The 22,524-nt window shown below is 52.7% G+C and carries 22 protein-coding genes; 15 read left to right on the forward strand and 7 right to left on the reverse strand.

Translation table 11 applies throughout. From position 1 onward, the window contains the following. Positions 1-53 precede the first annotated feature (53 nt). The 4 genes from gpsA to L466_RS21665 are packed head-to-tail and all read right to left on the reverse strand — an operon-like array spanning position 54 to position 2,267. Positions 54-1,073, reverse strand: a complete 1,020-nt coding sequence (gene gpsA, locus L466_RS21680; RefSeq protein ID WP_014168080.1) for an NAD(P)H-dependent glycerol-3-phosphate dehydrogenase — start codon at positions 1,071-1,073, stop codon at positions 54-56. Beyond that, entirely contained in the window at positions 1,073-1,540 is a 468-nt protein-coding gene (gene secB, locus L466_RS21675; protein ID WP_014168079.1) for a protein-export chaperone SecB, read from the reverse strand. Before secB ends, gpsA begins: the two co-directional genes overlap by 1 nt. Before the next feature lie 32 nt (positions 1,541-1,572). Next, complete coding sequence (gene grxC, locus L466_RS21670) at positions 1,573-1,824, reverse strand: glutaredoxin 3 (protein ID WP_014168078.1); 252 nt, start codon at positions 1,822-1,824, stop codon at positions 1,573-1,575. A gap of 11 nt (positions 1,825-1,835) precedes the next feature. Then, on the reverse strand, positions 1,836-2,267 hold the full coding sequence (locus tag L466_RS21665) for a rhodanese-like domain-containing protein (RefSeq protein WP_014168077.1): 432 nt from the start codon (positions 2,265-2,267) through the stop codon (positions 1,836-1,838). A gap of 246 nt (positions 2,268-2,513) precedes the next feature. Between L466_RS21665 and gpmM the strand changes: the two genes are divergently transcribed. The 5 genes from gpmM to L466_RS21640 are packed head-to-tail and all read left to right on the forward strand — an operon-like array spanning position 2,514 to position 8,453. Beyond that, positions 2,514-4,058 carry a 2,3-bisphosphoglycerate-independent phosphoglycerate mutase gene (gpmM, locus tag L466_RS21660; RefSeq protein ID WP_020882671.1) on the forward strand — a complete coding sequence of 515 codons (1,545 nt, stop codon included), beginning with the start codon at positions 2,514-2,516 and terminating at the stop codon, positions 4,056-4,058. Positions 4,059-4,091: 33 nt separating this feature from the next. Next, a complete protein-coding gene (gene envC / locus L466_RS21655; protein ID WP_025206449.1) occupies positions 4,092-5,351 on the forward strand; it encodes a murein hydrolase activator EnvC in 1,260 nt (419 codons plus the stop codon). A gap of 3 nt (positions 5,352-5,354) precedes the next feature. Next, positions 5,355-6,308, forward strand: coding sequence for a divergent polysaccharide deacetylase family protein (locus L466_RS21650; protein WP_014168074.1), 954 nt, complete (start codon positions 5,355-5,357; stop codon positions 6,306-6,308). Positions 6,309-6,317: 9 nt separating this feature from the next. After that, entirely contained in the window at positions 6,318-7,523 is a 1,206-nt protein-coding gene (locus L466_RS21645; protein WP_032680002.1) for a glycosyltransferase, read from the forward strand. A 15-nt stretch (positions 7,524-7,538) separates the two neighbouring features. Next, complete coding sequence (locus tag L466_RS21640) at positions 7,539-8,453, forward strand: hypothetical protein (RefSeq protein WP_020882674.1); 915 nt, start codon at positions 7,539-7,541, stop codon at positions 8,451-8,453. A 31-nt stretch (positions 8,454-8,484) separates the two neighbouring features. Here L466_RS21640 and tdh read toward each other — a convergent pair whose 3' ends face one another. Both tdh and kbl read right to left on the reverse strand, forming a co-directional pair. Then, a complete protein-coding gene (tdh, locus tag L466_RS21635; RefSeq protein WP_020882675.1) occupies positions 8,485-9,510 on the reverse strand; it encodes an L-threonine 3-dehydrogenase in 1,026 nt (341 codons plus the stop codon). A 9-nt stretch (positions 9,511-9,519) separates the two neighbouring features. Next, positions 9,520-10,716 carry a glycine C-acetyltransferase gene (gene kbl, locus L466_RS21630; RefSeq protein ID WP_020882676.1) on the reverse strand — a complete coding sequence of 399 codons (1,197 nt, stop codon included), beginning with the start codon at positions 10,714-10,716 and terminating at the stop codon, positions 9,520-9,522. Positions 10,717-10,931: 215 nt separating this feature from the next. On the opposite strand from kbl, the gene rfaD reads away from it, so the two are divergent. Genes rfaD through L466_RS21600 form a run of 6 tightly spaced genes read left to right on the forward strand, consistent with a single transcriptional unit; the run spans position 10,932 to position 17,055 of the window. Next, on the forward strand, positions 10,932-11,864 hold the full coding sequence (gene rfaD, locus L466_RS21625) for an ADP-glyceromanno-heptose 6-epimerase (RefSeq protein WP_008502707.1): 933 nt from the start codon (positions 10,932-10,934) through the stop codon (positions 11,862-11,864). A 2-nt stretch (positions 11,865-11,866) separates the two neighbouring features. After that, positions 11,867-12,913 (forward strand): ADP-heptose--LPS heptosyltransferase RfaF, encoded by a 1,047-nt coding sequence (gene rfaF / locus L466_RS21620; protein ID WP_020882677.1) that lies wholly within the window; start codon positions 11,867-11,869, stop codon positions 12,911-12,913. A 3-nt stretch (positions 12,914-12,916) separates the two neighbouring features. Continuing rightward, complete coding sequence (gene rfaC / locus L466_RS21615) at positions 12,917-13,900, forward strand: lipopolysaccharide heptosyltransferase RfaC (protein WP_032680003.1); 984 nt, start codon at positions 12,917-12,919, stop codon at positions 13,898-13,900. Positions 13,901-13,903: 3 nt separating this feature from the next. Then, the gene (locus L466_RS21610; protein WP_032680004.1) at positions 13,904-14,998 is read left to right on the forward strand and encodes a glycosyltransferase family 9 protein; all 1,095 of its coding nucleotides are present in this window, start codon (positions 13,904-13,906) and stop codon (positions 14,996-14,998) included. A gap of 1 nt (position 14,999) precedes the next feature. Then, entirely contained in the window at positions 15,000-15,905 is a 906-nt protein-coding gene (locus L466_RS21605; protein ID WP_032680005.1) for a sugar glycosyltransferase, read from the forward strand. Next, positions 15,892-17,055 (forward strand): O-antigen ligase family protein, encoded by a 1,164-nt coding sequence (locus tag L466_RS21600; RefSeq protein ID WP_032680006.1) that lies wholly within the window; start codon positions 15,892-15,894, stop codon positions 17,053-17,055. The genes L466_RS21605 and L466_RS21600 overlap by 14 nt, the downstream gene beginning before the upstream one ends. 14 nt (positions 17,056-17,069) lie before the next feature. Here the strand turns inward: L466_RS21600 and L466_RS21595 are convergent, their stop codons facing one another. Continuing rightward, positions 17,070-18,032 (reverse strand): polysaccharide deacetylase family protein, encoded by a 963-nt coding sequence (locus tag L466_RS21595; RefSeq protein ID WP_032680007.1) that lies wholly within the window; start codon positions 18,030-18,032, stop codon positions 17,070-17,072. Positions 18,033-18,182: 150 nt separating this feature from the next. On the opposite strand from L466_RS21595, the gene rfaQ reads away from it, so the two are divergent. The 4 genes from rfaQ to L466_RS21575 are packed head-to-tail and all read left to right on the forward strand — an operon-like array spanning position 18,183 to position 22,481. Continuing rightward, positions 18,183-19,250 (forward strand): putative lipopolysaccharide heptosyltransferase III, encoded by a 1,068-nt coding sequence (rfaQ, locus tag L466_RS21590; RefSeq protein ID WP_014168062.1) that lies wholly within the window; start codon positions 18,183-18,185, stop codon positions 19,248-19,250. Beyond that, positions 19,250-20,377 carry a glycosyltransferase family 4 protein gene (locus L466_RS21585; protein ID WP_032680008.1) on the forward strand — a complete coding sequence of 376 codons (1,128 nt, stop codon included), beginning with the start codon at positions 19,250-19,252 and terminating at the stop codon, positions 20,375-20,377. Before rfaQ ends, L466_RS21585 begins: the two co-directional genes overlap by 1 nt. Before the next feature lie 2 nt (positions 20,378-20,379). After that, complete coding sequence (locus L466_RS21580; RefSeq protein ID WP_032679322.1) at positions 20,380-21,477, forward strand: glycosyltransferase; 1,098 nt, start codon at positions 20,380-20,382, stop codon at positions 21,475-21,477. Positions 21,478-21,491: 14 nt separating this feature from the next. After that, on the forward strand, positions 21,492-22,481 hold the full coding sequence (locus tag L466_RS21575) for a glycosyltransferase (protein ID WP_032680009.1): 990 nt from the start codon (positions 21,492-21,494) through the stop codon (positions 22,479-22,481). Positions 22,482-22,524: the final 43 nt, after the last annotated feature.

Genomic DNA, 22,524 nt, shown 5'->3' on the forward strand with positions numbered 1-22,524 from the left:
GACCGGCCAGTTCTGTGCTGGCCGGGTCATAGTGCTAACAAGAATCCCTGCGACTAGTTACTGCTGCGCTCATCCTTGCGCGAACGACCTAATAAGGTCAATGCTGCCTCGCGCGCATTTTTTCCGCAATACAATACCTGATAAATTTCCTCGGTTATTGGCATTTCGACACCAAAACGGTGCGCCAATTCGCGAACTTCTTTGGTATTGCGATAGCCTTCAACCACCTGACCAATCTTCTCCTGCGCGCCTTTCACATCCATGCCCTCACCGAGCATCATGCCAAAGCGGCGGTTACGGGACTGGTTGTCGGTACAGGTCAGCACCAGATCGCCCAGGCCCGCCATGCCCATGAAGGTGGTCGGATCGGCACCCAGTGCTGCGCCAAGGCGGGACATCTCGGTTAAGCCGCGCGTAATCAGTGCGGTACGTGCGTTGGCACCAAAGCCAATCCCGTCGGACATTCCGGCGCCGATCGCAATCACGTTCTTCACCGCACCGCCCAGCTGTACGCCGATAAAATCGGGGTTGCTGTAAACGCGGAAACTTTTGCCGCAGTGCAGCAGATGCTGAAGATCGTCGGAGAAGGCCTGATCGGTTGATGCCAGCGAGATCGCCGTCGGCAGGCCAGCGGCCAGCTCTTTAGCAAACGTCGGCCCCGAGATAACCGCCAGCGGGATGTCATCACCCAGCGCTTCGCGGGCGACATCCTGCAACAGGCGTCCGGTTTCGGCTTCCAGCCCTTTGGTGGCCCATACAATGCGCGCATCAGGGCGCATCAGCGGCTTGATCTGACGCAGTACTTCGCCAAACACATGGCTCGGCACCACAATCAGAATGTTGCGGCTGGCCGCCAGCGCGGTCGCAAGGTCACTTTCAAGGTGCAGGGAGTCTGGGAACGGAACGTCCGGGAGGAACGCCACGTTGCAACGGTCGCGTTGCAGCGTCGCGATATGTTTTGGGTCGTGGCCCCAGAGAACCACTTCGTGACCATTTCTTGCCAGCGTGATGGCAAGAGCGGTGCCGTATGAGCCGGCACCGATCACAGTCATTGACGCATTAAGAGTGCTCATCAGGCATCCTGATGTTGTTCAGTACCTTCGCCAGCTTGCTGCTGCAGATAGTTCATGAACAGCGCATCAAAGTTAACTGGCGCAAGGTTCAGTTGCGGGAATGTACCGCGAGAAACCAGGCTGGTGATGCATTCGCGAGCATACGGGAACAGAATGTTCGGGCAGTATGCACCCAGGCAGTGCGCCATCTGGTTGCCTTCGATGCCGCCAATGGAGAAGATGCCGCCCTGCTGAACTTCACACAGGAATGCAGTCTCTTCGCCCAGAGAGGCAGTAACAGTCACACGCAGTACGACTTCATACACGTCATCCGCCAGTTGGGTAGATGCGGTATCAAGATCAAGTTTAACCTCTGGCTGCCAATCTTTCTGGAAAACGTGTGGCGCATTTGGCGCTTCGAAAGAGACATCCTTGGTGTAGATACGCTGGATCTGGAAAGTCATTTCGGTGTTGTTTTGTTCTGACATGGAAAAACCCTTTTTAATTGTCCTAAAGTCTCTTAGCTCAGCAGCGGATCGAGTCCACCACGGGCATCGAGCGCATACAAGTCATCACAGCCGCCAATGTGCTGCGCATCAATAAAAATCTGCGGAACCGTCGTACGACCACTACGTTGGATCATCTCTTCGCGTTTAATCGCGTCACCGTCAATCGGCAGTTCTTTGAACGCTACGCCTTTGCTGTTCAGAAGCGCTTTTGCACGGTGGCAGAACGGGCACGTTGCTTTGGTGTAGATCTCGATATTGGCCATTACTGAACTCCTTATTTACCGCGAACCAAAGGAAGATTTTCCCCGCTCCAGCCGGAAATACCTTCTTTCAGAACCGTTACGTTTTCGAAGCCTGCTTTATGCAGCGCGCTGGCAGATTCCTGCGCCTGCATACCGGTCGCGTCAACAACGATAATCGGCTGGGCTTTATGTTTCTCAAGCTCGCCAACGTTGTTCGCTTTGATTTCAGCAGGTAACAGGTTGATAGCACCAGCAATGTGACCTTTACGGAAATCGTCACGCTGACGCAGATCGACCACGACGGCATCTTCTTTGTTAATCAGACGCGTCGCTTCACCACGGGTGATAACCTTAATCTTAGACGTCAGGCCTTTAAATGTGGTGAACAGCACAGCAGCCAGCAGGCCAATCCACGCGATGCTCAGAACCGGATGGCGGCTAACGAATTGCATAATTTCTTGCATGGAGGGTAACTACTCCGACTTAGTGATTAAAAAAACCAGGACAGGAGTATACCTGTGCGTTGTGGCAAATACAGCCAGCGACCATAACCTAATCCATTTTCTGAGGCCTGCCACCTAAAAAATTGCCTCAAAAGCGTCCGCTAAGCACCTTGCCCCTGCGCTTTCTTTGATCTTCTGCGGCTATTTGATCGATTCAGCTGTAGTAAAATTACGCAAATTTTGACTCTTGAGCATGAGGTTGTCGCAATGTCGGTTTCTAAAAAACCTATGGTACTGGTGATTCTGGATGGCTATGGCTACCGTGAAGATCAACAGGATAACGCCATTTTCAACGCCAAAACGCCGGTGATGGACGCGCTATGGGCAAAACGTCCCCACACCCTGATTGATGCGTCCGGGCTGGAAGTGGGTCTGCCAGATCGTCAGATGGGCAACTCCGAAGTTGGCCACGTAAACCTGGGTGCAGGTCGTATCGTGTATCAGGACCTGACGCGCCTGGACGTTGAAATCAAAGAACGTACCTTCTTCAACAATCCAGTGCTTTGCGGCGCGGTGGACAGAGCCGTGGCGGCCGGTAAAGCAGTTCATATCATGGGTCTGCTCTCCGCCGGTGGCGTACACAGCCACGAAGATCACATCATGGCGATGGTTGAACTGGCGGCTGAGCGCGGCGCAGAAAAAATCTATCTGCACGCTTTCCTGGACGGTCGTGATACGCCACCACGCAGCGCAAAAGGTTCACTGGCCTCCTTCGAAAACAAATTCGCCGCGCTTGGCAAAGGACGTGTGGCCTCTATCATCGGCCGCTACTACGCAATGGACCGCGACAACCGTTGGGATCGCGTTGAACAGGCCTATGACCTGATGACGCTGGCAAAAGGTGAATTCCAGTTCGCAACCGCGGTGGAAGGTCTGGAAGCCGCTTACGCGCGTGATGAAAACGATGAATTCGTGAAAGCAACCGTCATTCGTGCTGAAGGTCAGGCTGATGCCGCCATGGAAGACGGCGACGCGCTGATCTTCATGAACTTCCGTGCTGACCGCGCGCGTGAAATCACCCGTGCGTTCGTGAACAGTGATTTCGACGGTTTCACCCGTAAGAAAGTGGTGAAGATCGACTTTATTCAGCTGACCGAATACGCCGCTGACATCAATGCGCCATGCGCTTATCCACCCGCATCACTGGCCAATACCTTCGGCGAGTGGATGGCGAAGAACGACAAGACACAGCTGCGTATCTCCGAAACCGAGAAATATGCCCACGTCACCTTCTTCTTTAACGGCGGTGTTGAAGAGCCGTTCAAAGGCGAAGATCGCATTCTGATTAACTCACCCAAAGTGGCTACCTACGATCTGCAGCCAGAAATGAGCTCTGCCGAGCTGACTGAAAAACTGGTTGCGGCAATCGAAAGCGGCAAATACGACACCATCATCTGTAACTACCCGAACGGCGACATGGTGGGTCATACCGGCGTGATGGAAGCCGCCGTAAAAGCGGTTGAAGCGCTGGATCACTGTGTTGAGCAGGTCGCGAAAGCGGTTGAATCCGTTGGCGGCCAGCTGCTGATCACCGCTGACCACGGTAACGCAGAACAGATGCGCGACCCGGCAACCGGCCAGGCGCACACCGCTCACACCAACCTGCCTGTTCCGCTGATTTATGTGGGTGATAAATCACTGAAAGCAGTGGAAGGCGGCAAGCTTTCCGACATCGCGCCAACCATGTTGTCGCTGATGGGCATGGAGATCCCTGAAGAGATGACTGGTAAGCCGCTGTTCATCGTGGAATAATCGCTCCCCATGAGGGGAAAGGCGATTTTTTCAATCACATGGGTCGTGAAGCCGCTTAGGTTATCAGTCAGACCTCTGCTTTGCGCCAGCGCACTCAGCGCTGGCGTATTGCTGTGCGCCGCATCCGCCCACGCGGATGACCGTGACCAGCTGAAATCCATTCAGGCCGATATCGCCGCGAAAGAGCGTGCGGTACGCCAGCAACAGCAGCAACGCTCTGCTCTGCTCGCTCAGCTTAAGCAGCAGGAAGAAGCCATCTCCGCTGCCGCACGTAAATTACGTGAAACGCAAAACACCCTCGCCCAGTTGAATAAACAGATCGACGAAATGAACGCGTCGATTGCCAAACTGGAACGCCAGCGTGATGCCCAGGAACGCAACCTTGCCGCACAGCTTGATGCTGCTTTTCGCCAGGGTGAGCATACGGGCCTTCAGTTGATCCTCAGCGGTGAAGAGAGCCAGCGCGGTCAGCGTCTGCAGGCCTACTTTGGTTACCTGAACCAGGCGCGTCAGGAGACTATCGCGCAGCTGAAACAGACGCGCGAAGAGGTCACCACGCAAAAAGCCGAGCTCGAAGAGAAGCAGAGCCAGCAACAGACGCTGCTCTACGAACAGCAGGCGCAACAAGCGAAGCTCGAGCAGGCCCGCAACGAGCGCAAGAAAACCCTTTCCGGTCTCGAGTCCTCTATTCAGCAAGGCCAAAGCCAGCTGAGCGAAATGCGCGCCAACGAATCGAAACTGCGTAACAGTATCGCCCGCGCGGAAGCGGCGGCGAAAGCGCGCGCCGAAAAAGAGGCCCGCGAAGCGCAGGCCGTACGCGACAAGCAGCAGGAAGCCTCACGCAAAGGTACGACCTACAAGCCAAGCGAAAGCGAACGCTCCCTGATGTCACGTACCGGCGGTTTAGGCTCCCCTCGTGGTCAGGCTTACTGGCCCGTGCGCGGTACAATTCTGCATCGCTATGGCGAACAGCTGCAGGGTGAACTACGTTGGAAAGGGATAGTTATCGGTGCGTCTGAAGGTAGCGAAGTAAAAGCCATCGCCGATGGCCGTGTGATTCTGGCCGACTGGCTGCAGGGTTACGGGCTTGTGGTAGTGGTGGAACACGGTAAAGGCGATATGAGCCTTTACGGCTACAACCAAAGCGCACTGGTCAGCGTTGGTACTCAGGTGCGCGCCGGCCAACCCATCGCCCTCGTGGGCAGCAGTGGCGGTCAGGGCCGCCCGTCACTCTATTTCGAAATTCGTCGCCAGGGTCAGGCGGTCAATCCACAGCCGTGGTTGGGAAGATAAGTTTTGCTTCAATTTCGTCGAATTGTTCTCTCCTTCGCCAGTGCACTGGCGCTGGCAGCACCGGTTTACGCTGGCAAACTCGCGATAGTGATTGATGACTTCGGTTATCGTCCGCACACCGAGAATCAGGTACTGGCGATGCCGGCCGCCATCTCTGTCGCCGTCCTCCCGAATGCGCCGCACGCGCGTGAAATGGCGATCAAAGCGCATAACAGCGGCCATCAGGTTCTCATCCATCTGCCGATGGCACCGCTCAGCAAGCAGCCGCTGGAAAAAGATACTTTGCGCCCTGATATGAGCAGCGATGAGATCGATCGCATCATTCGCGATGCTTACAATAAAGTGCCGTACGCCGTCGGGCTGAACAACCACATGGGCAGCGCGATGACCTCCAGCCTGTACGGGATGCTCAAAGTGATGCAGTCGCTGGAGCGCTATAACCTCTATTTCCTCGACAGCATGACCATCGGCAACAGCCAGGCGATGCGTGCCGCGCAGGGTACAGGCGTGAAGGTAATAAAGCGCAAGGTGTTCCTCGATGACACCCAGAACGACGCGGACATCCGCGGGCAGTTCAATCGCGCCGTACAGCTAGCCCGACGCAATGGCTCGGCTATTGCTATCGGCCACCCGCACCCGTCTACCGTTCGCGTTCTGCAGCAGATGCTGCCGACATTGCCCTCTGATATTACGCTGGTTCGTCCAGGCGATCTGCTGAATGAGCCACAGGTTGATACGTCGCGTCCTGGCAATGCACAGCCTCCGGTAACGCAGCCACGCAATCCATTCAGGGGTGTGACGCTGTGTAAAACGAAACGCCCGCCAGAACCCGTCTACGCGACGCGGTTCTTTGCCGTGCTTAGTGAGAGCGTGAGCCAGAGTACACTGGTGCAATATTTCCAGCACCAGTGGCAGGGCTGGAATATTACCCGGCAACAGACTGTGAGAGGCGATTAAGGTAGAACGATGCTGCAACGACACAAAATACTGCTCCTCGATACCGGCAAAGAGTGGGGCGGTGGCACCAACAGCATGCTCGAACTTCTGAAGCGGATTGACCGCGAGAAGTTTGATATGACCTGCTGTTTTTACAGTGATTACAGCCGTGCCGAAGGGCAAACAATCGGCCAGGTGCTGGACAGTATCGGCATTCCCTTACTTGTGATCCCTCAGCCACGGCAGCCCGTATGGGCGAAACTTGCGAAAGAGCTGGGCCGCAGTCTCCTTTTCTTCTCGCGCCGGGGGCGTAAGGCCTTTACGCGCCATATCGATACGCTCTGGCGTATTCGGCCCAATGTTCGCAGAATTGCAACGCTGCTCAGTGAAGGCGGATTCGATACGCTGTATATGAACAATCAGCCTGGCTCAAATGAAGAAGGGTATTTAGCCGGTGCAAAACAGCATGTGCGGTTAATTCAGCACTGCCGCATCGAACCTGTCATGACGCCGCCGCTGGTCAGGCTGGTTAATGACCATGCCACAAAAATCATTGCGGTCTCCCACGGCGTTGAGCGTGTTTTACTTCAGAATGGGGTTCGCCCTGAGCTCTGCACAACCGTAAACAATGCAATCGACATCCACCAGCCCCTGCCAGACCGACGTGCAATGCGCCAGCGGCTGAACATTGATGACGATACTTTCGTTTTCGGTAGCGTGGGGTCACTGATCCCCCGCAAAGCAAACCATCATACTCTGGAGGCGCTGGCGCAGTTCAGTCAGAAGAACCCTGACGCAAAATGGAAGATGGTGTTAGTCGGTGAAGGTGGCGAACGCGACGCATTAATTGCTCAGGCCACCGCATTGGGTATTGAGAAGCAGGTCATCTTCACGGGATTCCAGAATACCCCCTTTGATTACCTTGCGACATTTGACGCTTTTATTTTAGCCTCACAGAGCGAAGGATTACCTCGCGTCGTGCTGGAAGCCATGTTGCTTAATATCCCTGTCATTGGCTCGCAGGTGACCGGGACAGCGGAATTAATTGACCCAGGGTCGACGGGACTCTTGTTCCCCTGGGGCGACGTTTCACAGCTTGCCGCGCATCTTGAGAGCATCTGGAAAGATGCCGATCTGCGCGCACGCCTGGCTTTGGCTGCCCGTCAGAATGTCTGCCGAACCTATGCCATTGAACAGTATGTTAGCGGCGTCGAAGCGGTACTTGGCGCAAAATAATCACACGAGATGAACATGTTTAAATTCCTTAACGCTCGCTATCGTCATATTACCGGACGACATAACATTCCGTACCGTTCCCTACCGGTAACGGGCAATCTTGTTGCCGTTGACTCCATCGTCATTCCTTGCACCGGCGCTGATTTTGTTGAAGAGGCGTTACTGTCGGCAACTTTTGCTGAGCGTTATGCCACCGGCGTCAGCGAGATCGTGATTGTCAGCGATCAGCCAGAATCTGCTTTCGGGGTGCTTCCCCCTAAAACTCGCGTAGTGACACTCACGCTTCCTAAACGAGAAGAGAGTTACCGCTACAAGCAGATCTATCTTAGCCGTCTGGTGAAGCTCAATGCGCCGCTACAGGCCCGGGGTGAAGGCGTTTTGATGATCGACTCCGATCTCAATCTGCTCAAAATGCCTGAGATCAACATGGCCGATATGCACATCTACTCCAGCTTCCGTCAGGGTAAGATGATCGCCAAACTCGATGGCGCTCCCGCGGAGAAAGTGCCCGCCTATTACAAAGAGACGGTGCGCCCTTATCTTGTCGATCACGTTAACGGCGCTTTCCTCGCAGCAACCCAAAAGACGTGGCGACGCATTTGCCCGCTGTGGTTGACCCTGTTCCAGGATACCTGGGAGCTAATGGAAGATAATCAGCCCCCAACCGATCAGCTTCCGCTCGCCGCACTTCTGGATATGCTGGATGTGAAAACGGTCAATCTGGGTGACTGGATGAACTGGCCGGTCTCTAAGAAAATTGGCGGACAAGAGGCTGTGGTACCGAAAGAGGTCATTGGTGCACACGGCGGTTTCCCGCTATCCGAATGGCAGAAGTATCTTGAGTCACCAGACAATAAGCTGCAGTTCAAAGGTCAGGATTACACGCGAAAGGTGCGTTACCTGACAGACGAAGAGAAGAAGAATCAGTAAAAAAAGGGGCCTGAGGCCCCTTTTTTTATGACTAATCCCAGCTCAGGATAACCTTCCCGGACTGGCCAGAGCGCATCGCGTCAAAGCCTTCCTGGAACTCATCGATGGAGAAGCGATGGGTGATAATCGGAGACAGGTCCAGACCAGACTGGATCAGTGCCGCCATCTTGTACCAGGTTTCGAACATCTCGCGGCCGTAGATACCTTTGATGAACAGCCCCTTGAAGATAACCTTGTTCCAGTCGATAGACATATCAGACGGTGGAATGCCCAGCATCGCAATACGTCCGCCGTGGTTCATGGTGTCCAGCATGGTGCGAAACGCCGGTGGTGCGCCGGACATCTCAAGACCCACGTCAAAACCTTCGGTCATGCCCAGCTCTTCCATCACGTCGCTCAGGCTCTCTTTAGAGACATCCACCGCGCGGGTCACACCCATTTTGCGCGCCAGCGACAGGCGATACTCGTTCACATCGGTAATCACCACATTGCGGGCACCAACGTGCTTCGCCACCGCGGCCGCCATAATCCCGATGGGACCCGCGCCGGAAACCAGCACATCTTCACCGACCAGGTCGAAAGAGAGCGCCGTGTGTACCGCGTTGCCGAAGGGATCAAAGATAGAGGCCAGATCGTCAGAAATGTTGTCCGGGATTTTGAACGCGTTAAACGCCGGGATCACCAGATATTCTGCGAAGCAGCCCGGACGGTTCACGCCCACGCCGATTGTGTTACGGCACAGGTGCGTGCGTCCACCGCGGCAGTTACGGCAGTGACCACAGGTAATATGACCTTCACCCGAGACGCGGTCGCCAATGTTGAAGCCTTTTACTTCCTGACCCATGCCCACCACTTCGCCGACATATTCGTGGCCCACGACCATCGGTACCGGAATGGTTTTCTGCGACCACTGGTCCCAGTTATAGATATGAACGTCAGTGCCGCAAATGGCGGTTTTACGAATTTTGATCAGCAGATCGTTATGACCGACTTCCGGCTCCGGCACGTCGGTCATCCAAATCCCTTCTTCCGCTTTCAGTTTGGATAACGCTTTCATCACACGTCCTCAGGCAATTACGCCCAGCTGTTTGCCGATGCGGGTAAAGGCTTCCACCGCACGTTCAATTTGTTCAGGCGAATGCGCCGCAGACATCTGGGTGCGGATACGCGCCTGGCCTTTTGGTACCACCGGGAAGAAGAACCCGGTAACGTAAATTCCTTCTTTCTGCAGCTCGCGGGCAAAATTCTGCGCCACAACCGCATCGCCCAGCATCACCGGGATAATGGCGTGATCGGCACCGGCGAGCGTAAACCCTGCGGCCCCCATTTTTTCACGGAACAGGCGGGCGTTTGACCACAGACGGTCGCGCAGCTCAGCGCCAGACTCCACCATTTCCAGGACTTTAATGGATGCGGCAACGATCGCCGGCGCCAGCGAGTTGGAGAACAGGTACGGACGGGAACGCTGGCGCAGCCACTCAACCACCTCTTTACGCGCAGCAGTATAACCCCCTGACGCGCCGCCGAGCGCTTTACCCAGCGTACCGGTGATAATGTCCACGCGACCCATTACGTCACAGTATTCGTGAGATCCACGGCCGTTCTCACCAACAAAACCGACGGCGTGTGAATCATCAACCATCACCAGCGCATCGTATTTATCTGCCAGGTCGCACACGCCCTTCAGGTTGGCAATCACGCCATCCATAGAGAACACGCCGTCGGTGGCGATCAGCACATGGCGGGCACCTGCTTCACGCGCTTCTTTCAGGCGCGCTTCCAGTTCAACCATGTCGTTGTTGGCGTAGCGGAAGCGCTTCGCTTTACACAGGCGCACACCGTCAATGATAGAAGCGTGGTTCAGGGCGTCGGAGATAATCGCATCTTCTGCGCCGAGCAGCGTCTCAAACAGACCACCGTTGGCGTCGAAGCACGAGGAGTACAGGATCGCATCTTCCATCCCCAGGAAGTCCGCCAGCTTTTTCTCAAGCTGCTTATGGCTGTCCTGCGTACCGCAGATAAAGCGTACGGAGGCCATACCGAAACCGTGGGTGTCCATGCCTTGTTTTGCCGCGGCAATCAGCTCAGGGTGATTCGCAAGACCTAAGTAGTTGTTCGCACAAAAGTTGATCACATGGCTGCCATCGGCAACGGTGATGTCCGCCTGCTGAGCAGACGTGATAATACGCTCTTCTTTGAACAACCCTTCCGCACGTGCGGTGTCGAGGTCGCTGTTTAACTGTTTGTAAAAATCACCACGCATTGCAATTCTCCAGACTCGGCAAATTTTGGCACATATTACCCAACCCTGACCGCCATGACGAGATGACACATTATCTCTTCTCGTTTTTGCAGCATAAATCACGTGTACCCTTGCGCTATGTCGGTGAATGGCTGAAGGGCAGCCATACTAATGATATGATAAGAACATTAGCGTCCGGGATTGTCCCCGGACTCCACACTTCAAAGGTTACAGTTATGATCATCGTTACCGGCGGCGCGGGCTTTATCGGCAGCAACATTGTTAAGGCCCTCAATGACAAAGGCATCACCGACATTCTGGTGGTGGACAACCTGAAAGACGGCACCAAGTTTGTAAACCTGGTGGATCTGAACATCGCTGACTATATGGATAAAGAAGACTTCCTTATCCAGATTATGGCAGGTGAAGAGTTCGGCGAGATCGAAGCCATCTTCCACGAAGGTGCATGCTCTTCCACCACCGAGTGGGACGGCAAGTACATGATGGACAATAACTATCAGTACTCCAAAGAGATCCTGCATTACTGCCTGGAGCGTGAAATTCCGTTCCTGTACGCCTCTTCTGCAGCAACCTACGGTGGCCGTACGTCAGACTTCATCGAATCCCGCGAATATGAGCAGCCGCTGAACGTCTATGGCTACTCCAAATTCCTGTTCGATGAATACGTGCGTCAGGTTCTGCCTGAAGCCAATTCCCAGATTGTGGGTTTCCGTTACTTCAACGTGTACGGACCGCGCGAAGGCCACAAAGGGAGCATGGCGAGCGTCGCGTTCCACCTGAACACGCAGCTGAACAATGGCGAAAGCCCGAAACTGTTTGAAGGCAGTGACGGCTTCAAGCGTGATTTCGTCTACGTAGGCGACGTGGCGGCAGTGAACCTGTGGTTCTGGGAAAACGGCGTCTCCGGTATCTTTAACCTGGGGACAGGCCGTGCGGAATCCTTCCAGGCCGTGGCGGACGCCACCCTGGCGTACCACAAAAAAGGCAGCATTGAATACATTCCGTTCCCGGACAAACTGAAAGGTCGTTACCAGGCCTTCACGCAGGCGGATTTGACCAACCTGCGTGCGGCGGGTTACGACAAACCGTTCAAGACCGTTGCCGAAGGCGTAACGGAATATATGGCCTGGCTGAACCGCGACGCGTAAGTATGAAAATTCTGGTGATCGGCCCGTCATGGGTGGGCGACATGATGATGTCGCAAAGTCTCTATCGCACGCTCAAGGCGCGTTATCCCCAGGCGATAATTGACGTGATGGCACCTGCCTGGTGCCGTCCGTTGTTATCGCGTATGCCGGAAGTTAACGAGGCGATCCCAATGCCGCTCGGCCACGGCGCGCTGGAAATTGGTGAACGTCGCAAGCTCGGCCATAGCCTGCGCGAAAAGCGCTATGACCGCGCCTATGTCCTGCCTAACTCCTTTAAATCCGCCCTGGTACCCTTCTTTGCGGGCGTCCCCCATCGCACCGGCTGGCGTGGAGAAATGCGCTACGGTCTGCTGAACGACGCACGCGTGCTTGATAAAGACGCCTGGCCACTTATGGTCGAGCGCTACGTCGCGCTGGCCTATGACAAAGGCGTGATGCGCAGCGCAAAAGATCTGCCGCAACCGCTGCTCTGGCCCCAGCTCCAGGTCAACGACGGTGAGAAATCCCACACCTGCAACGCGTTTGGAATTTCATCAGAACGCCCTATGATCGGTTTCTGCCCGGGAGCAGAGTTCGGCCCGGCAAAACGCTGGCCGCATTATCATTACGCTGAGCTGGCAAAACAGCTGATCGATGAAGGTAATCAGGTCGTATTGTTTGGCTCGGCGAAAGACCACGAGGCGGGTAACGAAATTCTGGCTTCGCTGAATACAGAACAGCAGGCATGGTGCCGTAATCTGGCAGGGGAAACCCAACTGGAACAGGCGGTAGTTTTACTTGCCGCCTGTAAAGCCGTCGTCACCAACGACTCTGGCCTGATGCACGTCGCCGCTGCGCTCAACCGGCCGCTGGTTGCTCTGTATGGCCCCAGCAGCCCTGACTTTACGCCACCGCTTTCTCATAAAGCGCGCGTCATACGTCTGATCAGCGGTTATCACAAGGTGCGAAAAGGCGATGCGGCTGAAGGCTATCACCAGAGCCTGATCGACATCACGCCCGAGCGTGTCCTTGAAGAGCTCAACGAGCTGCTGTTGAGTGAAGAAGGATAACGGATGCGGGTATTGATCGTTAAAACCTCTTCCATGGGCGATGTGCTGCATACTCTGCCGTCGCTCACCGACGCCATGCAGGCCATTCCCGACATTCGTTTTGACTGGGTGGTGGAGGAGGGCTTCGCACAGATCCCCACCTGGCATGAAGCAGTAGACCGCGTGATCCCGGTTGCTATCCGCCGCTGGCGTAAAGCGTGGTTCTCGGCACCGATTAAGGCTGAACGTCAAGCCTTCCGTGATGCGGTGCAAGCGCAGCGTTACGATGCCATCATTGACGCACAGGGTCTGGTCAAAAGCGCCGCGCTGGTCACGCGTCTGGCGCACGGCGTAAAGCACGGTATGGACTGGCAAACCGCCCGCGAGCCGCTGGCGAGTCTGTTCTATAATCGCCGCCACCATATCGCGAAAAAGCAGCACGCCGTGGAGCGCACCCGCGAGCTGTTTGCGAAAAGCCTCGGCTATGCAAAACCGGACACGCAGGGTGATTACGCTATTGCGCAGCATTTTTTGCGCGATGCGAAGACGCACACACCGCCCTATCTGGTCTTTCTGCATGCCACAACGCGCGATGATAAGCACTGGCCGGAATCACACTGGCGAAGACTCATTGAGCTAATGCAACCGACCGGCATCCATATTAAACTCCCGTGGGGCGCAGAACACGAAAGGCAACGCGCAGAGCGTTTGGCTGCGGGCTTTTCAAATGTGGAAGTGTTACCTAAACTCACGCTGGCTCAGGTTGCCGCGCAACTGGCAGGCGCCAACGCCGTCGTATCAGTGGATACCGGATTAAGCCATTTAACCGCAGCGCTGGACCGCCCCAATATCACCCTCTTCGGTCCGACCGACCCGGGACTGATCGGGGGGTACGGTAAAAACCAGCATCAAATGGTCAGTCCGACGCAGCAGATGAGAGACATTACCGCAGATGCGATTTTTTCGTTTTTACAGGGCAGCCATCGGCTTTCTAACAGGGATATTTAACCCATGAGTTATGTATTTCTGCTGATTTTACTTTTTCCGGTGAAACTCATCCGGAAGCTGTTTCGCAAAGACACGGGCAGAAACCTTGTCATTCAGACAGCCAAAATCGGTGACTTTATCAATGCAACGCCTCTACTGGCGTATCTGCAAAAAAGCGATGTGCTGATCAGCCGCAGCGTTAACGCATTGGCTCAGCATGACGACAGTATCGAAGAGATCTTTTTTGTGGAGCAGCAAAAGCGCAACCTGTGGCGTAAGCTCTGCTTCGCCTGCCGGATCATGAATCGCTACGACAATGTCTATCTGCTGCAGCCCAACAGTGTGAATCTCTTTTTCGCCTCAGCCTGTAATGCAAAAAACAAACAATTTTTAAGCACTTATACGCGCAGGTGGTATCACGGAATTTTTTATGCCACGGCTGATGGTACCGTTGAGCATGGCAAAAAGACGCTGTCCGTCACTAACTATCTCAAGCTCGCCGATCGCGCGCTCACCTGGCAGGACGCACCCAAGCACGCCACAAAGCCCCTGTTCAAGCCTGCGGTTTACCCGCAAATTCTCGATAAACCCGGGGTTATCCGAATTGGTATCAGCATTTCTGCCGGTAACAAAGCAAAGACGGTTCCCCCGGCAATCTGGAAACGTATTGTCGATCATCTTGCCGACCTGCCCTGCGAGTTTTATGTATTTGGCGCACCGAACGAGCAACCGTGGATGGATGACATCACCCGTGCTTACGGTGAAATTCCCAATTTTATCAACCTCATTGGCAAAATATCGCTCGAAGAACTGCCGTGGGCGATATCCAAAATGGATTGTTATATCGCGTCAGATTCAGGGAATATCTACATTGCCGATGCGGTGGGCGTCCCGGTGGTGTTGCTGTTTGGCCCTTGCTGCCATTATGAACAACGTCCGCTTGGTAAGGTATTGCTGATTGGGAAGGATGAAAATATAAACTCTTACGTCTTTGAAACGCGTTACTACTTCAGCCAGCCGAAAGAAGAGCTCTTTGAGGTAACAGACGAAGATTTGGCGAGAATCAGTCATTTGTTGTCTACTGTTGCGCATAAAAATAGTGAAATCGAGAAGGCTTAAGATGGGCTCTCTGACTAAGCAGTTTTACCGTTATACCCATAAACGAAACATGCGTCACAATGAAAATTTGTGGCCGTATGTGAAGATTGCGCGAAATGAAAGCGGCGAGATTTCTGATTTTGTGTACCGTGGTCAGCCCGTTCAACTTACAGCCCTTACTTCTCTCAAAAATGCATTTAGCGGAGAAGTGTTAATTACCGCCACTGGCCCCTCAGTCAAAAAAATAGATTTTTCTACATTACCCGTAGATGTCATTCGTACGGGGGTAAATGGGGCATGGCACCTTCATAACCAGCTTAATTTTAGCCATTACTTTATTGTTGACATGACCTTTATTGACCGGCAAACAGCGTTGTTAAAGCGTATCGTGGCCAATAAAAATTTGCTTCTGTTTACAACGGCTATGGGGGTGGTTAAGCTTATTGACCGTTTTTCATACGAAAATATCTACTGCCAGATAGCCATAATCGAAGATATTTGCTACAAAACGTATAAACCCTCAATCAAACGCGAAGCGCTTTTTAATACCCTCAAGGATCGTCCTGGGATCGTTTTTTCTGAAAATACGCCAAATAGCGCTTTTAGCCTCGATATTTGTCAGGGTGTCGTTGATGCCGGTACAGTGGTTTACTGGGCATTGCAGATCTTATATTACATGGGTTTCTCAAAAATCTATATTGCTGGACTGGATATGACACACTTTTCTAAACCGAGATTTTATGAGAAAACAGAAACCATGCTGCCTTCGTTTCTGGAAGATAAGGTACAGGATATTGTTCTTCCTGCACTCTCTCTTGCAAGTAAGATTTTTGCTTCTGCAAACAAAGAGGTGATTAATCTTTCCCCTCAAAGTGCTATACCTTCTTCTGTTTTTGTCAGAAAGGATTTTACGGATGTATTTAAATAGACTGCCGCGTATTACATTTTACCCTTTTGTAGCATTTATGTTTTTAAGCATGATATTCTGTGGGGTATCTAAGGTAAATATTCTTTTCCACGTTTCCCTGGCCCTTTTTCTTATCACCATAATGATGGTAAAAAGCGCCAGAGAGCGGTTTATACATGACAAAGAATTTCTTCCAGCACTTGGGCTGCTAACTCTATTTGTCCTTTATTTTTCCATCTCGAACCTTTGGGCCGAGACATCACACTTAAGTTCTGCTCTTACCCATTCATTTTACATCCTTATTTTCTTCTGCCTGTACCGGCAATGTGAACTTGAAAACAAGAAGACATACCTTGTTGGCGCGACCTATTTTGGCATTATCGTACTGACATTGATGACATTTATTTATGTTAACAAGCCTCACCTGTTCGTTGGGCGTTTAATGAACGCTTTTCCTTATGCACCCGACAACGTTATTGATCTGGGCGGCTATATGGCATTGGGGATTATTTTAAGTACTATTCTCGTTCGAGAAACCCGCAGCCTTTGGTATTATGCTCCGGTTCCGTTGTTGTTGAGTGGCTTATTACTGACGCAAAGCCGCGGACCATTATTGGCGTTAATGATAGCAACAGCTGTCGTATTCTGTATTAAACCAAAATGGAACAACAAAATTGTGTTCTTGTCCCTGGCCACTCTGCTTATACTGGGCATTACACTTTATTACAGCGGCTTTTACGACCTGCTTATAAAACGGTTTGAAGATTCTAACCAGGCTGGCTCCGTTCGTTTTGGCATCTGGCAGCATGCTTTTGAAGTAACAAAAGAAAGATTAGTATTTGGCTGGGGATTTAATAAAGAACTGTCATTCATTAATGGTTATAAACAGCATGTGACGACTACACACAGCCTCTACTTCGGTGCCTTTCTTAAGGGCGGAATCGTAGGGCTAACGCTGTTTTTAGCGATGATTGCCTACGCATTCAGGCAATGCCTGAGACACCTTGCTGTAGACCACAAAGCCGAGGTAGCGGTACTGATTTTCGCGCTCGTATTTTATTCCACTCAGGGGATGTTCGTTATCAGTAATCCTCGAGAATACTGGGTGTTATTCTGGATACCATTAGCCATCATATTTAGTACACCCGTGAAAAAAACCGTTCAGAGATAATCTTTAGGCGCCGGTTAACCGGCGCTTCTTTTACTCCGATAAAACTCCGCCAGCGTCATCCCCACCGTCTTGTCCGACAGCCATGTAAACAACTGTTCCAAATCCAGGTACAACCCTTCAATGGCCGCATCATCTTTGAACGTAGGACTTCCGCCGGGCATAAATTCTGAAGAATGGAGCATAAACTCCACATAATCATTGCCCTGCGACAAGCACTGTTGTGCGACCTTAATCATCTCAGACGCGTTTCCACCGGACGGACGCAGCCAGTTAACTGACGGGGAACGGTATTTCCCACGCAGCCGATCGTAGCCCTGTTTAACGGTGTTCAGCCAGGCCGGGTGTTTATACTGAATACTCATCGGCACTTCGAGTAAAGGGCTCTTTCCCGGGCGGGAAATATCCTCTGTATCAATAAAGTAGGCATGGTCAGGGAAATGCTGATAATTCGTTCCTCCGTGACCCTGCGGTGCCCCTTTGGCATTTCGCCAGTTCACCCGTGGGGTGACGGAACAGTCAACCTGATAACCCAGCTCTATCAGCAAGTTTGCATAGCGACGATCAAACGCCCAACGCCCGGCACGGTGGCTCAGCATTTTGGTCTGGAAGGTCTCTTCCAGTAAGTGCGTCATAAAAAGCACTTTCTCGCGCATAATTTCATCTGAAAACTCAATCAGATAAGGTTGCCAGCGCCAGTCATCACCGGTGAGGTCATGTTCAGGTGGGCTGTTCCACGCATGAAGATGCATGCCAACCTCGCCCTGGCCGCGGGCAATCACATCTTTTGCGAACTCAATGAAAACCGGTTCGATCGCCATCTCATAGTTGGTCAGCCAGACCGGCTTAAAACCAAAACGCTCGCATAGCGCCTGAAATCGTGCCAGGTAACGTGCGTTTTCCGTTTTGATAACACGGTGGTTTTGCCAGAGATTATCGCCTTCTGTATCAATGGTGATGATAAACGCTGGTTTTTTCATAATGAGTCCGTAAGACGTAAGAGTGAGGGCTATGTTACGCACTCTGCGAAGCAGGAGTAAACCCTTCCAGGGAAATTCCTGACATTAAGGAGAAAGAGTGCAAGTCGCCATCAGGTCTATTAGAATTGCTGACAGTATACCGCTGATAAGATGATGATGATTAACCTACTCGACACGCCTGATTTACGTATTTTACTTATCAAACTTCGACATCATGGCGACATGTTACTCACAACTCCGGTCATTAATTCGTTACGTCAAAAATGGCCCACGGCGCAAATCGATGTTCTTCTTTATGAAGAGACACGCGATATGCTCGCCGCGCATCCGGCGATCGGCACCATCTACGGTATAGATCGTAAATGGAAGCAGCTCGGCACCCTGAAACATCTGCAAAAAGAGTGGCAGTTACTCTGTGCCTTAAGAGCGCAGCGTTATCATCTGGTGATTAACCTTGCCGATCAGTGGCGCAGCGCCATTGTCACCCGTTTCACCGGCGCGCCAGTACGCCTCGGGTTCGCGTTTAACAAGCGAAAAAACGCGTTCTGGCGTTTTTGTCATACCGATTTGGTTTCCGTCGCCAATCACCCGTCTCTCCATACCGTTGAGCAAAATCTTTCTATTCTTTCACCGTTGCCCGTCCCGGCTCAGCCAGACGTCACTATGGCCTATCGCGCAGAGGACTGGGATCGCGCGCGCCAGCTACTGACGCAACAGGGTGTGGCTGATAACTACGTGGTGATCCAGCCAACGTCACGCTGGTTCTTTAAATGCTGGGACGAAGGCAAGATGGCGCAAACCATCACGGCACTCCAGCAGGATGGCCACACTGTGGTTCTCACCGCAGGCCCGGATAAAAAAGAGCTGGCGATGATAGACCGCATTCTCGCCGCGGCGCCAAAAACGGGCGTAGTCTCACTGGCCGGTCAACTCACGTTGCGCCAGCTGGCATCACTTATCGATCATGCGCGCCTCTTTATTGGCGTCGATTCCGTTCCGATGCACATGGCCGCCGCGCTTCAGACGCCGTGCATTGCTCTCTTCGGCCCGTCAAAACGGGTGTTCTGGTCGCCATGGCAGGTCAACGGTGAAGTCATCTGGGCTGGCGATTTTGGCCCACTTCCCGACCCGGACGCCATTGATACCAAAACAACTGAACGCTATCTCGACGCCATTCCCGTTGATGTCGTGGTCTCCGCCGCCAGGAGATACCTGTAATGAAACACCATCGTCTGGCGATTGTTCGCCAAAAATACCGCCCTGATGGCGGGGCGGAACGCTTCGTTTCCCGGGCACTTACCGCACTGAGCAACCAAAACCTGGAGCTCAACGTCATCACGCGTGAGTGGCAGGGGGAGAAGCAGGACGACTGGCATATCCATATTTGCGACCCACGTAAATGGGGCCGAATCAGTCGCGAACGTGGGTTTGCACATGCTGCGCGTGCACTGTGGGAACAGCAGCAGTTTGACATTGTGCAGAGCCACGAGCGTATTCCTGGCTGCGATATTTACCGCGCAGGGGATGGCGTGCACCGGCGTTGGCTGCTGCAGCGTGCGCGCATTCTGCCTGCCTGGCGTGCACAACTTCTGATGCACGATCGCTACCATCGCTACGTCATGCACGCCGAACGTGAAATGTATCAGGCTCCTGAATTGAAAGCCGTTATCTGCAATGCGGAGATGATCAAACGCGAAATCATCGAAGACTTTGATATTGACGCAAAAAAGATACATGTGATTTATAATTCAATTGATTCCAGCCGCTTCGTTCCGGCAACCGCAAGACAGCGCGCTGCACTGCGTCGGCAACTCGGATTGCCTGTCGATGCCGTGGTGTTGTGTTTCGTCGGGTCAGGTTTTGAACGTAAAGGGCTCGCCAGCGCTATCCGCGCTATTGCGGGCACACCCGCGTGGCTGATTGTGGTTGGACAGGATAAAGCAGAAAGTCGTTACCGTGACCTCGCCCGTTCATTGGGCTGTGAGGGGCAAATTCGCTTCCTGGGGATGCAAAAAGAGACACTACCATTTTACCAGGTATCCGATGGATTACTGCTGCCAACGCTGTATGATCCTTTTCCAAACGTCATTCTTGAAGCGATGGCCTGCGGTTTGCCCGTCATTACTTCAGTGAGTTGCGGTGGTGCAGAGTTTATTGAGCAAGGTCAGAATGGCTTTTACTGTGATGCACTTGATATCAGCAGATTGAAGGAGGCAGTCATGACCCTTCCATCTTTGGATAAGAATAACGATATGGGGCGGGCAGCGCGTGAGCGCGTAAAAGAAGCGACCCCAGAAAAATTATCAAGTCAGCTTATTTCGCTTTATCAAAAATTACTGGATTAAAAATGCGCATCCTAATGATTATTGATGGTTTGCCCGGTGGAGGAGCCGAAAAAACGGTTCTCACCCTCTCCAGCGGATTGATAGAAATGGGGCATCAGGTCTCCCTTTTCTCCCTGCGAAAGGTGTGCGACTACGCCATCCCGGCAGGCATTGATTATCAGGTCATTCAGGATACGTGTAAAAAGCCCTGGAGAAAGCTCACCGAGATCCCGCGCCGGGCGCAACTGCTGGACAATGCCATTGAGCAGGCTGAGCGCAGCGGGAAGTTCGACGTCATATTCTCGCATCTGCATAAAACCGATCGTATCGTGGCGCACAGTCGTGCGCTGGATCGCGATAAGGTCTGGTTCTGCGTGCATGGCATGTTCTCATTCTCCTACCTGCGTCATCGCCACGGCCTTTCACGCTGGTTTAAGCATTACAAAATTCGTCATACCTACGAAAACCGAAACGTTGTCGCCGTCTCCGCCGCCGTGCTGAAAGATCTCTCAGAGACGCTGTCCATCGACCTTCGTCGCAAAGCGGTTATCCATAATCCCTTTGATATTCCTGAAATCCAGCGTCTGGCGGATGCACCTTTTGAGATGCAGGGGCAGGATTACATTATTCACGTGGGTCGTTTTCATGAACATAAACGCCACGACCGCCTTCTGCGTGCCTATGCACAGAGCAAAATAGACGCATCGCTGGTGATGATGGGCAACGGTTCTGACACCAAAATTCAACAGCTTAAACAGTTAGCGAAAGAACTCGGGATCGAAGACAAGGTTATTTTCCGCCCCTTCGAGTCCAACCCTTATCCGTGGATTAAAGGCGCACGACTTTTAGTGTTAAGTTCTGACTGTGAAGGTTTTGGTAACGTACTGGTAGAATCCATCATCTGCCAGACGCCGCCTGTCAGTACGAACTGTCCTGGCGGGCCCGCTGAAATCCTCACGGGTACGCTGGCGCGCGGGCTGTCGGAGATGAATGATGAATCACTGGCGAAAACACTGGCCGATCTCTATACCTCCCCGCCTGTCGTTGATAGCGCAACGATCGCGTCGTTCGGGATAAATGCCATTTGCCAGCAATATGTTGCGTTGGTAGACAATCAATAATAATCAGGTTTCTTATGCAAAATTCAGCGCCATTATTAAGCGTGGTGGTTGCCGTTTATAACGGCGAAGCTTTCCTGGATCAGTTCTTTACCTGCCTTGCGAATCAACACATCGACAGTATGGAAGTCATCATCGTCAATGATGGCTCCACGGACAGTTCGATGCAGATAGTCGAAACCTGGCGTGAAAAACTGCCGCAAATGCAGGTTATCGAACAGGAAAATCAGGGTGTATCCATTGCGCGCAATACCGGTCTGGCCGTCGCTACCGGTCAATATCTCTCTTTCCCGGATATTGATGATGTCTTTAAGCCGGGCATGTATCAGCGCTTGCTTGATATGGCCGTCACACAGAATCTGGATGTCGCCACCTGCAACGGAAACTACGTCTGGGAAAACAATAAGAAGCCTTCACGGCCGATTTTCCCGGAAGACAAGCTGGCCTCGACAGGTGTCATGACCGGTGCGGCCTGGTTAAAAAAAGCGCTCGACTCACGCAAGTTTCTGCATGTGACCTGGCTGAATATCTATCGCCACGACTTTATTCGTCAGAACGGTTTTCGTTTTGAGCCCGGCCTGCGTCATCAGGATATCCCGTGGACTACCGAAGTCTTGCTCGCAGCTGACCGCGTGCAATACACCAGTGAACGTTTTTACGACTATTACATTCACTCCGCATCGGTTTCCCATATGCCGGACAATGATGACACGCTGATTCGCTCGGCGCGCCATTACATGAAAATTCTGCAAATGCTGGATGCCATCAACCAGCGTTACCCGGAAAAAGTGAAAGATATCCCCGCCTGCCACTGGCAAATCGCCAAAGAGGGGCTTGGGATCATTCATACCTTCGACAATATGAAGGATGTGCAGAAGAAGTCGATGATAATAAAAGAGTTCTTCGACACGGGTATCTGGAGGCTTATCTGGAAAAGTGCCAAAAGCCCCCGTTTGCGCTGGCGCCTGGGCCGACGCTACTTCCGTTTAAAACGGTATCTGGCATAAGAGATAGCTTTACCCGGCTTAAATGCTTAGAATTTCCCCGCCG

It is taken from the genome of Enterobacter sp. BIDMC 30, assembly GCF_000534355.1.
Classification (GTDB): domain Bacteria; phylum Pseudomonadota; class Gammaproteobacteria; order Enterobacterales; family Enterobacteriaceae; genus Enterobacter; species Enterobacter ludwigii.